The 11760-nt window shown below is 74.8% G+C and carries 9 protein-coding genes; 2 read left to right on the forward strand and 7 right to left on the reverse strand.

Going from position 1 to position 11760, the window contains the following annotated elements; translation table 11 throughout:
* Window positions 1–68: 68 nt before the first annotated feature.
* From selD to selA, 3 genes are read right to left on the reverse strand one after another with little or no spacing between them, the layout of a single operon-like run.
* The gene (gene selD / locus ABZ806_RS39155; RefSeq protein ID WP_500223561.1) at window positions 69–1064 is read right to left on the reverse strand and encodes a selenide, water dikinase SelD; all 996 of its coding nucleotides are present in this window, start codon (window positions 1062–1064) and stop codon (window positions 69–71) included.
* Window positions 1065–2828, reverse strand: coding sequence for a selenocysteine-specific translation elongation factor (gene selB, locus ABZ806_RS39160; protein WP_500223563.1), 1764 nt, complete (start codon window positions 2826–2828; stop codon window positions 1065–1067). It abuts the gene before it with no gap.
* Window positions 2825–4159, reverse strand: coding sequence for an L-seryl-tRNA(Sec) selenium transferase (selA, locus tag ABZ806_RS39165; protein WP_500223565.1), 1335 nt, complete (start codon window positions 4157–4159; stop codon window positions 2825–2827). The genes selB and selA overlap by 4 nt, the downstream gene beginning before the upstream one ends.
* Window positions 4160–4395: 236 nt before the next feature.
* Here selA and ABZ806_RS39170 point away from each other — a divergent pair, with 236 nt between their 5' ends.
* On the forward strand, window positions 4396–5637 hold the full coding sequence (locus tag ABZ806_RS39170) for a PucR family transcriptional regulator (protein ID WP_500223567.1): 1242 nt from the start codon (window positions 4396–4398) through the stop codon (window positions 5635–5637).
* A gap of 3 nt (window positions 5638–5640) precedes the next feature.
* Here ABZ806_RS39170 and ABZ806_RS39175 read toward each other — a convergent pair whose 3' ends face one another.
* From ABZ806_RS39175 to ABZ806_RS39185, 3 genes are read right to left on the reverse strand one after another with little or no spacing between them, the layout of a single operon-like run.
* Window positions 5641–7413, reverse strand: a complete 1773-nt coding sequence (locus ABZ806_RS39175; RefSeq protein ID WP_500223568.1) for a fatty acyl-AMP ligase — start codon at window positions 7411–7413, stop codon at window positions 5641–5643.
* Complete coding sequence (locus tag ABZ806_RS39180; RefSeq protein WP_500223569.1) at window positions 7410–8372, reverse strand: acyl-CoA desaturase; 963 nt, start codon at window positions 8370–8372, stop codon at window positions 7410–7412. The genes ABZ806_RS39175 and ABZ806_RS39180 overlap by 4 nt, the downstream gene beginning before the upstream one ends.
* 18 nt (window positions 8373–8390) lie before the next feature.
* On the reverse strand, window positions 8391–9662 hold the full coding sequence (locus ABZ806_RS39185; RefSeq protein ID WP_500223571.1) for a lipase family protein: 1272 nt from the start codon (window positions 9660–9662) through the stop codon (window positions 8391–8393).
* 155 nt (window positions 9663–9817) lie between these two features.
* On the opposite strand from ABZ806_RS39185, the gene ABZ806_RS39190 reads away from it, so the two are divergent.
* Window positions 9818–10999, forward strand: coding sequence for an MFS transporter (locus ABZ806_RS39190; protein WP_500223573.1), 1182 nt, complete (start codon window positions 9818–9820; stop codon window positions 10997–10999).
* An 11-nt stretch (window positions 11000–11010) separates the two neighbouring features.
* Here the strand turns inward: ABZ806_RS39190 and ABZ806_RS39195 are convergent, their stop codons facing one another.
* Window positions 11011–11691: a hypothetical protein gene (locus tag ABZ806_RS39195; RefSeq protein WP_500223574.1), complete on the reverse strand. Its 681-nt coding sequence runs from the start codon at window positions 11689–11691 to the stop codon at window positions 11011–11013.
* Window positions 11692–11760 lie beyond the last annotated feature (69 nt).

An 11760-nucleotide genomic window follows, 5' to 3' on the forward strand; every position in this document is an offset into this window, starting at 1 on the left:
GTTGACCTGCGGCGTGTTGTTGTTATGGAGGCGCTCATAACAACAACACGCCGCAGATCAACAGGGGGCTAGCGGATGATGAGGGGGTATTCTCCGGCGGGGAGCAGTTCGCCGATGATCGGTTCGCCGGGGATCTCGCCCGCTATCAGGAGGCCGCCGGATGTCTGCGCGTCGGCCAGGAGGAGGCGGTCCTCCTCGGACGTTGCGCCGAAGTCGGTGTGCGGGGCGACCCAGTCCAGGTTGCGGCGGGTGCCGCCGCTGACGTAGCCGGCGCGGAGCGACTCCCGGGCGCCGTCCAGGTAGGGGACGGCGGCGGCGTCGACCACGGCGGTGACGCCGGACGCGCGGGCCAGCTTGTACAGGTGCCCGAGCAGCCCGAAGCCGGTCACGTCGGTGGCGCAGACGGCCCCGCCGTCGAGCGCGGCGGCGGACGCGTCGCGGTTCAGCTCCACCATGGCCGCGACGGCGTGCGCGAAGACCTCGCCGGTCGCCTTGTGCCGGTTGTTGAGGACCCCGATGCCGAGCGGCTTGGTCAGGGTGAGCGGCACGCCCGGCTTGCCGGTGTCGTTGCGGAGCAGGGCGGCCGGGTCGGCGACGCCGGTGACGGCCATGCCGTACTTCGGTTCGGGGTCGTCCACGCTGTGGCCGCCGCCGACGTGGCAGCCCGCCGCGGCGGCGACGTCCAGCCCGCCGCGCAGCACCTCGCGGGCGAGGTCGAACGGCAGGACCTCGCGGGGCCAGGCGAGCAGGTTCACCGCGACGAGCGGGCGGCCGCCGACGGCGTAGACGTCCGACAGGGCGTTCGCCGCGGCGATCCGCCCCCAGTCGTAGGGGTCGTCGACGACCGGCGTGAAGAAGTCGGCGGTGGCGACGGCGGCGAGCCCGCCCCGGGAGCCGGGCAGGCGGACGACGGCGGCGTCGTCGCCGGTCTCCAGGCCGACGATCAGCTCGGTGTTGGGCGCCGCGGGGACGGTGTCCAGGCCGGCGACGACGTCCTCCAGCTCGCCGGGCGGGATCTTGCAGGCGCATCCTCCGCCGTGCGCGTACTGGGTCAGTCTCTTCATCTACCCCTCCCGGGTGCAGCGCCGCCGGAGGTCGTCCACCCGGACCGTGTAGCCCTGCTCGTCCAGGTGCTCCAGGAGCGGGACGGCGACGCGGCGGGTGGTGCCGAGCGCGCGGCGCGCCTCGCTCAGCGTGAACGGGGCGCGCAGGCCCGCGAGCAGGGCGGCGGCGCGGGCGTCGGCGCCGGGCAGCAGGACGATGCCGTCGCCGACCTTCAGCAGCGCGCCGGTCGCGGCGGCGGCGGCGAGCAGCCTCGGGGTGAGGCCGAGTTCGGCGAGCCGGCCCGCGTCGGGCGCCTGGAACGGCGCCGCGCCCAGCTCCCGGCGCAGGGCGTCGACGGCCTCCCGGACGGGCGGCGGCAGCTCGGGCGCGGTCGTCTCCCCGTAGATCCGGCCGTCGCGGCGGTGCATGCCGGCGGCGAGTGCCTCGACGAGGGCGCGGTCGGGCAGGCCGAGGGCGCGGCGGGCGGCGTCGGCGGGCAGGCCGGGATCGGTCGGGTGCGCGGCGGCGTGCTCCTCGACCGCCGTGATGAGGCGTTCGCGCAGGTCGTCCCAGTGGCCGGGGTCGGCGAGCCAGTCGCCCGCCACCGGTGCGCACGGGACGGGGAAGCCCATCGCCACCAGCTCGGCCCGCGTGATGAGCCCGCGGCGGCGGAGTTCGGCGGCGCCGTCGGGCCGCGCGCCGACCGAGGCGAGCTCGCGGGCGCGCGCCGCCGCCGCGCCGCGCCTGCGGAACGGCTCGGGGCGGACGTCCAGCACCGTCACCCCGGCCGGGACGCGGTGCGCGCCGGGGTCGCGCAGCAGCGCGATGTCGCCGGCCCGCAGCGGCAGCGGGCGGCGCAGCGCCAGCCGCGCGGTGTCGCCGCCGAGCGGCCGCACATGGACCGGCACCGCCGCCGACCCGACGTGCAGGGTCAGCTCGCGCGGCAGGTCGTGCGCCGGCTCGCCGCGCAGCCGCACGTCGACGACGTCGGCGGTGAGCCAGCGTCCCGGGGTGAGCAGCGCCTCGCCCCGGCCCGCCGCGGCGACGCTCCCGTGCAGGTTGACGGCGACGCGGGCGACGGCGCCGACGCGGTCGTGGTCTTCTTTGAGGCTCTGCAGGCCGCGGACGCGGGCGAGGCCGCCGCCGATGGCGAGGCGGTCGCCGGCGTGGATCGTCCCGGCGCCGAGCGTCCCGGTCACGACGGTGCCCCTCCCCCGGACGGTGAAGGCGCGGTCGATCCAGAGCCGCACGTCGGCATCGGCGTCCGGCCTGGGCAGGGACGCGGTCAGCCGCTCCAGCGCGGCGCGCAGGTCGTCCAGGCCCGCACCGGTCGCGCCGCTGACCATGACGGCCTCGACCTCGCCGAAGGAGGTGGCGGCGATGTGGGCGAGCGCCTCCTCCCGCGCCAGATCGGCCAGGTCGGGGTCGGCGAGGTCGCAGCGCGTGACGGCGAGGAGCCCGCGCCGGACGCCGAGCGCGTCCAGCACCGCCAGGTGCTCCGCCGACTGCCGCTGCCAGCCCTGGTCGGCGGCCACCACGAACATGACCGCCGGGACGGGCCCGACACCGGCGAGCATCGTGCTCACGAGCCGCTCGTGCCCGGGAACGTCCACGAACGCCAGGCGGTCGCCGCCGGGCAGCGTCGTCCAGGCGAAGCCCAGCTCGATCGTCAGGCCGCGCCGCCGCTCCTCCTCCAGCCGGTCGGGCTCCATCCCCGTCAGGGCGCGGACGAGGGTGGACTTGCCGTGGTCCACATGCCCGGCCGTGGCGACGACGTGCATCATCGCGCCGCCGCCCGGACCGCCGCCGCCCGGACCGCCGCGGCCAGGTCGTCGTCCCGCTCGGGCGGCACCGGCCGCAGGTCGAGCAGGCACCGCCCGTCCTCGACCCGTCCCATCACGGCCGGGACGCCGCGCCGCAGCCGCGCCGCGCAGTGCTCGGGCACCGACACGGCCGCGCTCGGCAGGACGACGCCGGGCGCGCCGCCGCCCCCGACCGCCGCCGCGCTGTCCACGGCGGCCGCGTCGACGCCGCCGTCCCGCAGCCGCGCCGCGATCCGCTCGGCCCGCTCGCGCAGGACCGCCGCGTCGGCGCGCAGCGCGTCCTCGGTGGGGGTGCGCGGCCCCCGGACGGTGGCCTCCAGCGCGGCGAGCGTCATCTTGTCGACCCGCAGCGCCCGCGCGATCGGATGCCGCGCCAGCCGCCGCACCAGTTCCTCCCGCCCGAGGACGAGCCCGCACTGCGGCCCGCCGAGCAGCTTGTCGCCGCTGGCCGTGACGAGCTGCGCGCCCGCCTCGAGCATGGACGCGGCGTCGGGCTCGTCCGGCAGCAGCGGTTCGTGCGTGAGCAGTCCCGACCCGATGTCGGCGACGACCGGCACTCCGAGCCCGGCCAGCTCCGCGACGTCGGCGCCCCGCGTGAACCCTTCGATCCGGAAGTTCGACGGGTGCACCTTCAGGATGAACCCGGTCTCCTCGCCGACCGCCGCCGCGTAGTCGTCCGGTGTGGTGCGGTTGGTCGTGCCGACCTCCCGCAGCCGCGCGCCGGTCGCCGCGAGCAGCTCGGGGATCCGGAACCCGTCCCCGATCTCCACCATCTCGCCGCGGCTGATGACGATCTCCCGCCCCGGCGCGAGCGCGATCGCGGCGAGCACGAGCGCCGCCGCGCCGTTGTTGACGACGTGCGCGGCCTCGGCCCGCGGCACCCGCTCCACCAGCGCCGCCAGCACCGACCGGCCCCGCCGCGCCCGCCGCCCGGTCGCCAGGTCCAGTTCCACGTCGGTCGCGCCCGAGGCCAGGGCCACGGCCTCCCGCGCGGCGTCCGACAGCGGCGCGCGCCCGAGATTGGTGTGCAGCAGGACGCCGGTCGCGTTGATGACGGGCCGCAGCCCCGCCGCCGTCACCGGCAGGGCGGCGACCGCGGCGTCGGCCACCGCGCCGGGCGGGATGTCGCCCGCCCGCGCCCTGCGCTGCGCCGCGACGACGGCCGCCTTGACCACCCCGCGCCCCAGCCGGCCGGCCGCCTCGGCGAGCCGCGGCTCGGCGAGCAGCACATCGGTACGGGCGATCCGCCGCCGCCCGTCCTCCGCCACGACGGGCACGGCTCCACGATCCATCAGGCGACCTCCGTTGCAGAGCGCTACCCGCCCGCACCGCCCCGAAACGGGAGCCTCGCGTGCGGTGGCCCTCCGTCCCGGCGCTATAAAACGGAGCGAGGTTCGGTAGGTCCCCCCACGTGGTTCTTCGCCGCGTATGACAACGAAGGAGATGGCGTTGTCACTGATGTGAGTGTCGTGTGTGATGCAGGTTACTTAGCCTGGCGGCCCGGGTGTTCGCTGACGGAGGTGGCACTGTGACGGAGCTGTACGAGCGATCCGCGGAGACCGACGATCTGTCGGGCGAGCCGTGGCGGGACGTTCCGCGCGAGGAGGCGCAGTGGATCCGCCCGCACCTTCCGGCACTGGCCGACATCATGGTGGAGGGGGTGCTCCGGCACGTCCCCGAGTACGCCCGCCCCGGTGACCCCGTGTACGTCGAGGTGATGCGCGTCGCGGTGACCCGCGGCATGGGCCATTTCGTGCAGATGATCGCCGACCCGGACGCGTCCTGGAAGGAGGTCCACCAGGTCTTCTTCGACATCGGGTACGGCGAGGCGATGGAGGGCCGCTCGCTGGAGCACCTGCAGAACGCGCTGCGGGTCGCGTCCCGGACGGCGTGGCGGTACCTGTCGCGCGAGGCCGACCGGCTGCAGAAGCCGCGCGAGCTGGCGATCGCGCTCACCGAGGTGAACTTCGCCTACCTGGACCTGCTCGCGTCCGCCGCCGCGCAGGGGTACGCGCGGGCGCGGGAGAAGGCGGCGGGCGAGCGGGAGCAGCGGCGCGGCCGGCTGCTGAGCCTGCTGCTGTCGGACCCGGCGGCGCCGCGGGACGTCGTCGTGGAGCAGGCGAACCTGGCCGGCTGGGCGCTGCCCGAGCGGCTCGCGGTGATCGTGCTGTCACCGCGCCCCGGCAGCGGCGGCGAGGGGCCCGCGGGGCTGCCGCCGCTCCTGCTGAGCGGCCTGGACCGGGGCCGGCCGTGCCTGGTGATGCCCGACCCGGACCGGCCCGGCGGGCCCGACCGGCTCACCGCCACCCTCGGCGGCTGGACCGGCGCGGTCGGCCCGTCGGTGCCCGCCGACCAGGCCGCGGTGTCGCTGCACTGGGCGCACCGGACGCTGGACCTGCTGGCGGCCGGGCGGCTCGGCCGGGCCGGGACCGGCCTCGTGCACGCCGACCGGCACATGCCGGACCTGCTGCTGCAGGAGGGGTGGACGCTCGCCGCGGCGGCGGCGCGGCGCCGGCTCGCGCCGCTCACCGCGCTCGGCGCGCACCGCGGGTCCCGGCTCGCGGTCACACTGCTGGAGTGCCTGAAGCACGGTTTCAACGCGACGGACGCGGCCGACGCGCTGTGCGTGCACCCGCAGACCGTCCGGTACCGGCTCGCGCAGCTCCACGAGCTGTTCGACTACGACATCGAGGACCCGGCGATCCGGCTGGAGCTGATGCTGCTGCTCCCCGTCTGGCTGCGCGACGGCGCGGACGGGGAGCAGGCGTGAGCGTCACTCGGCGCGCGCGGTGACCTCCGTGACCGGCAGCGTCCCGTCGAGGTGGGCCCGGCGGCAGGCGGACCGGGCGATCTTCCCGCTGCTGGTGCGCAGCAGGCCACCGGGCTCGATCAGCACGAAGTCGTGGACCCGGAGGTCGTGCTGCTGCTTCACGGCCGCCCGCACCGCCCGCGCCACCTCCGCGACGTCGAGGAGCGCGACCGGCACCCGCCGGTTCCGCTCGGCGATCACCACGAGGCCCTCGGTGTCGCCCGCGCCGGAGTGCGCGTCGACCGAGACGGCGCAGGTGTACTCGCTGCGGATCGCCTTGTGCGCGCCGGACACGGTGAACTCGATGTCCTGCGGGTAGTGGTTGCGGCCGTCCACGATGACCAGGTCCTTGATCCGGCCGGTGACGAACAGCTCGCCGCCGTGCAGGACGCCGAGGTCCCCGGTGCGCAGCCACGGCCCGCGCGGCAGGTCGCCGACCGTGCCGGACAGCTCCGCCTGGAACGTCTCCTTCGTCGCTTCCGGACGCCCCCAGTAGCCGGCCGCGACGTTCGGGCCGTGCACCCAGATCTCGCCGACCTTCCCGTCCGTCAGCCGGACGCCGCTCTCCGGGTCGGCGATGACGGCGTGCTGGCCGTAGGACGTCCCGCACGCGATCAGCTGGATCGCGCCGGGCGCGCCGGCGTCGCACGGCTCGGCGGTGCCGCGGCGGAGCGCCTCGTGGTCGAACGCGACGCGGGTCGGCGTCCGGAACCGCGACGACGCCGACACGTACACGGTCGCCTCGGCCAGGCCGTAGGCGCACACCTGCGCCTCCGGCCGCAGCCCGCAGTCCTTGAACGCCTCGTAGAAGCCGGTGAGGGTGCTCTCCCGGATCGGCTCCGCGCCGTTCATGAAGACCTGCACGCCGCTCAGGTCGAGCTTGGCCTTCTCCTCCTCGGTGACCTGCGCGGTGAGGTACTCGTAGGCGAAGTTGGGCCCGCCGGTGAACGCGTGCTCCTGCTCGCTGAGCAGCTCCAGCCAGCGGACGGGGCGCATGATGAACGCCACCGGGTCCATGATCACGCCCGGGTTGCCGTAGACGAGCGGCAGCGCGACCGTGGTGACCAGGCCCATGTCGTGGAACACCGGCAGCCAGTTCACCCCGGACGACTCGCGCGGGATGCCCTCGAACGTCCGCCACAGCTGCTCGGCGTTCGTCGCGAAGTTGCCGTGCGTGATGATGACACCGGCCGGGGTGCGGGTCGACCCGGACGTGTACTGCAGGTAGGCGACGTCGTCGGGGTCGATCGGCTCGGGCGCCCAGTCGAGCGCCGCGTCCACCTCGTCCGCGACGATGACCTCCGCCGGCGCGCGCACGGACTCGCCGCCGAGGAACGCCTCGACGGCCGGCAGCGACGCGCGCGTGGTGATGACGACGTCGGGCTCGGCGTCCTGGTAGACGGCGAGCAGCCGGTCGCCGTGGCCGGGCAGGTCCGGGGAGAACAGCGGGACGCCGATGACGCGGGCGTACATCGCGCCGAGGAACCCGGTGACGTAGTGCAGGTCCTGCGGGGCGAGCAGCGCGACGCGCCGCCCCGGCTCGGTCGCGCGGCGGATCGCGGCGGCGATGGAGCGGGCGCGCCGGTCCAGTTCGCCCCAGGTGACGTGGGTCGCGACGCCGTCCGGGTCCGTCATGTAGTCCATGAACGTGTACGCGCGGTCGCCGGGGAAGTCCTTGGCGAACCGGGCGAGCCGCTCGATCAGCGGGGTCCGGTCGAGTGCGGGGAGGTCCTTCATGCTGCTTCTCCGGTGTCGATGACGCGCCTGGAGGCGAGGCGCTCGTGGTCGGGCCAGCGGACGTCCCAGACCCAGCCGAGCTTCTCGAAGAGCCAGATGACGCGGGCGCTGATGTCGATCTGGCCCTTGAGGACGCCGTGCCGCGCGCAGGTCGGGTCGGCGTGGTGCAGGTTGTGCCAGGACTCCCCGAACGACGGGATGGCCAGCCACCACACGTTGCGGGCCTTGTCCCGGGTCTTGAAGTCCTCCTTGCCGAACACGTGGCAGATGGAGTTGATGGAGAACGTGACGTGCTCGCCGACGAACACGCGCATCAGGCCCGCCCAGAACAGCGCCGTGAGGGCACCGTGCCAGGAGAACGTGAGGAGCGCGCCGAGCCCCATCGGGACGAGGAACGTCGACAGCACGATCAGCGCGTAGACCGGGTCGAGGGACAGGAACCGGATGTCCTTGTCCCTGAGCAGGTCGGGCGCGTACTTGCTGCGGGACGTGCGGTCCTTGCTGAACAGCCAGCCCATGTGCGCGTGATACAGCCCCTTGGTGAGGCCCCACACGCCCGGCCCGTACGCCCACGGCGAGTGCGGGTCGCCCTCCTGGTCGGAGTACTTGTGATGGCGCCGGTGGTCGGCGACCCAGCGGACCACCGACCCCTGCATCGCCTGCCCGCCGAGGACGGCGAGCGCGATGCGCAGCCACCGCTTGGCCTTGAAACCGCCGTGCGTGAAGTGCCGGTGGTAGCCGACCGTGATGCCGAGCGCGTTGAGCGGATAGAGGAAGGCGAAGATGGCGACGTCCGTCCAGCCGAGTCCCCAGCCCCACAGGAGGGGGACGGCCGCCAGCAGCCCGAGGATCGGCGCGACCACGAACACCACGACCGCGATGCGCTCGGGCAACGGGACCGTGCCGGAGATGTCCGGCTGCGGCGTTCGGTTGCCGATATCGGCGACACCCGCTGTCATGTCCTTGATCTCCTTAGCTCAGCAGTTGCCCTGGACGGGCTTGCCGTCGAAGCGGTCGCCGAGGAAGTTCGCCACGTCTCCGGCGGCGCCCCAGTCGGTCGACAGGTGCTCGGTCGGGTAGGTGTTCTTCCACGTCGTGTTGATGCCGGCCTTGCAGTACGCCTGCCGGGTGCCGTCCTCGGTCTCGTGCGGGATGATCTCCTCCAGCCAGCCGCGGTACTGGAAGACCGGGAAGCCGATCTCGTACCGGGCGCCGGAGGAGGGCGTGCCGATGTCCACGCCGAGCTTCTGCCGGTCGACGATCTCGCTCCACGTCACGCCGTCCGGGCCCTTGAGCGCGTAGAGCTGCTCCAGGGTGAGCTTGTCGGTGGAGAAGTTCTCGACGCGGGCGCCGAGGAACACCGCGAGCGTCCCGAAGAGGCAGTTCGTCCGCACGTCCTCGATGGCCTGCCGGCCCTTGTCGTTCATCAGCTCGGTGAAGGGCATCTCCGGGTAGGCGGCGTGCAGCCCGACGAGCGCGTCGGCGAGGAACCCGGCGAAGAAGCTGCCGTTCAGCTGCTTGGCGGTCAGCTTCAGGTCGCCGGGCACGCCGCCCGCCGCCGCGCCGACCACGTTCAGCTCCGGCGCGTAGGACGACGCGAGCTGCGCGCCCCACAGCGAGGCGGCGCCGCCCTCGGAGTAGCCGGAGATGCCGACCTTGCCGTCCGCCCCGAGCGTCCCGCCGGGGATCTGGCGGGACGTCCGGACGACGTCGAGCAGCGCGTGCCCCGCGTTCGCGCCGATCATGTACGTGTGGACCTGCCCGTTCAGGTACCCGGCCCCGTCCGTGGCGGCGACCGCGAACCCGGCCTTGAGGAACAGCTGCAGGTTCCCGCCCTCGTACATGTCGACGTACTGGCCGGCGAGCTGCTTGGAGAACGCGCACTGCAGGCCGGAGCCGAGCGTCCCGGGGTTGAACGCGACCGTCGGGCGGGAGCCGCCCTTCGTCCAGGCGGCGTCCGGGATCGCGACCGTCCCCGTCACGATGTTCTTCTGGCCCTTGGCGTCGGTCGAGACGTACCGGACCTTCCACGCCTTCATCGGGACGTCGCCGGGGATGTTCGTCAGCTTCGCCGGACGGCAGGCGAGCAGGTCGCCCGGCTTCCCGGTGACCGCCGCCGGCGGCGCCGCGTAGATGTCGGCGTCGGTGGCGTCGCAGCCCGGCGGCGCCGCCATGGCCTGGGGCGCCGTGACCGGTACGGCGAGCGCCGCGCCGAGTACGGCGGTGCTGAACAAGGTGCGGAGGCGCATTCCTGCTCCAGGGGGGTGGGCCGCGACATCGAATGCTGACGACTGTGCCGATCACGCCCCGCGCGCGTAATGAACTCTTCTCACATCGTCAGGCGGTGTTCTTAGCAACCAACTCAACAACCGCGATGTCGGGAGGGTCGCCTAATGTCGCGGGCATGAGGGAGTCACCGCGGGACGACGCACGCGCCGGCGGGACCCGTCCGCGCCTGGTCACGCGGCCGCTGGTGCTGGTGCTCGCGGCCACCGTCACGAGCCTGGCGGGCGTCTTCCTGCTGCTGTCGGTCGTCCCGATGTACGCGGTCGACGGCGGGGCGGGCCGCGCCGGCGCGGGCCTCGCCACGGGCGCGCTGATGCTGACGACGGTCCTCGCCGAGCTCGCCCTCCCCCGGCTGCTCACCCGGTTCGGGTACCGGACGGTGCTCGCGGCCGGCACGCTGCTGCTCGCCCTGCCGCCGCTCGCGCTGGCGGCCTCGTCCGGCACGGCGGTGATCATCGGGGCGAGCCTGGTGCGCGGGTTCGGCTTCGGCGTCGCGGTGGTGCTGCCGAACGCGCTGGTCGCGGCGCTCGCGCCGGAGGGGCGGCGCGGCGAGGCGCTCGGCCTGTTCGGCATCACCTCCGGGGCGCCCGCGGTGCTCGCGCTGCCGCTCGGCGTGTGGCTCGCCGACCGGGTCGGCTACCCGCCCGTCTTCGTCGCGAGCGCGGTGCTCGCGCTCGCCGCCCTCGTGCTGCTGCCCGGCATCCCGAACCGGCTGCCGACCCGCGCCGCCTCCCCCGCGCCGGCTCCGGAGCGGCCGCTCGGGATGGTCGCGGGGCTGCGGTCGCCGGCGCTGCTGCGCCCGGCGGCGGCGTTCGCCGCGACGGCGATGGCGGCGGGCATCCTGATCACGTTCCTGCCGGAGGCGGTGCCGGCCGGGGGCGTCGCGGCGGCGGCGCTGTTCGTCCAGCCGGCCGCGACCACGGCCGCCCGCTGGTGGGCCGGGCGCGCCGGCGACCGGCACGGCGCCGCGCGGCTGCTGGCGCCCGCGCTGGCCGTCGCCGGGACCGGGATCGCGCTGCTGGTCCTCGTCCCGCACCCGGCCGCCGTGTTCGGCTCGATGGTGCTGTTCGGCGCGGGCTTCGGCGTCACCCAGAACGCGAGCCTGGCGATGATGTACGAGCGGGCGCCCGCGTCCGCGTACGGGACGGTCAGCGCCCTGTGGAACATCGGCTACGACGGCGGCATGGGCGTGGGCGGCGCCGCGTTCGGGGTGGCCGCCGCCCAGGCCGGCTTCCCGGCCGCGTTCGGGCTGACGGCCGCGGTGATCCTGCTCGCGCTGCCGCTGGCGCGCCGCTCCTGAGCGGGCGCTGTTCAGCCCTCGGCCGGGCGCGGGCGGTCGCGGGACGGCGCCGGGCGGGGCGCCTCGGCACGGCGCGGGACGGCGTCCGGGGAGTGGGAGTGCCGGTGCCGCTCGGCCGGGCGGTCCGGCCCGGGGTCGGCGGGCAGCAGGCCGGAGGTCTCCAGGTAGTGCCGGCCGCGCGGGGTGAGGTCCCAGGCGTTGTGCCGCCATTCCCTGCGCCGCCACACGACGCCCGCGGACAGCAGCTTGCGGCCGACGCGGCTGATCTCGGTCTCGTCGGTGCCGAGCTCGGCGGCGAGCTGCTGGTTGGACAGGCCCTCCCGGCGGGCCACGGCCACCAGGAAGCGCGCGGCGTACCCGTCGGGCTGGAGCGCGAGCTGCAGGCCGGACGGCAGCCGCTTCAGCGCCCAGTGCACGACGTCGATCATCCCGAGGATGCGCCCGTGCTGCTCGCGCTGCGCGCCGTCGAGGGCGTCGACGTCGAGATAGTGGCGGTGCAGCCACTGGAGGCCGTCCTGGCATTCGGTCAGGGCCGGCTCGTCGGCGCTCAGCGAGGCGTCGGTGATCAGCATGCCGAGCGCCGAGAAGTGGCCGTCGCCGATGACCTTGGCGTGTTCCATCGCGTCGATGAGGCGCCGGATCTCGGTCCTCCGGTCGCGATAGTCGGGGGCGGTGTCGCTGGACGGGTTCACGGCTCACTCCTGGGTCGACGAGCATCGCCGGACTCCTCCAGCGTGCGCCCATGCCAAGTGAATGTCAAG

This window comes from Spirillospora sp. NPDC047418 (assembly GCF_040643275.1).
Taxonomy (GTDB): domain Bacteria; phylum Actinomycetota; class Actinomycetes; order Streptosporangiales; family Streptosporangiaceae; genus Spirillospora.

What these genes read in the sequence shown, in the direction of transcription:
- ABZ806_RS39185 (WP_500223571.1), bottom strand. Translation starts at nt 9,662, where the DNA reads ATGCGCCTCCGCACCTTGTTCAGCACCGCCGTACTCGGCGCGGCGCTC.
- selA (WP_500223565.1), bottom strand. Translation starts at nt 4,159, where the DNA reads ATGGATCGTGGAGCCGTGCCCGTCGTGGCGGAGGACGGGCGGCGGCGG.
- ABZ806_RS39190 (WP_500223573.1), top strand. Translation starts at nt 9,818, where the DNA reads ATGAGGGAGTCACCGCGGGACGACGCACGCGCCGGCGGGACCCGTCCG.
- ABZ806_RS39180 (WP_500223569.1), bottom strand. Translation starts at nt 8,372, where the DNA reads ATGACAGCGGGTGTCGCCGATATCGGCAACCGAACGCCGCAGCCGGAC.
- selD (WP_500223561.1), bottom strand. Translation starts at nt 1,064, where the DNA reads ATGAAGAGACTGACCCAGTACGCGCACGGCGGAGGATGCGCCTGCAAG.
- ABZ806_RS39175 (WP_500223568.1), bottom strand. Translation starts at nt 7,413, where the DNA reads ATGAAGGACCTCCCCGCACTCGACCGGACCCCGCTGATCGAGCGGCTC.
- selB (WP_500223563.1), bottom strand. Translation starts at nt 2,828, where the DNA reads ATGATGCACGTCGTCGCCACGGCCGGGCATGTGGACCACGGCAAGTCC.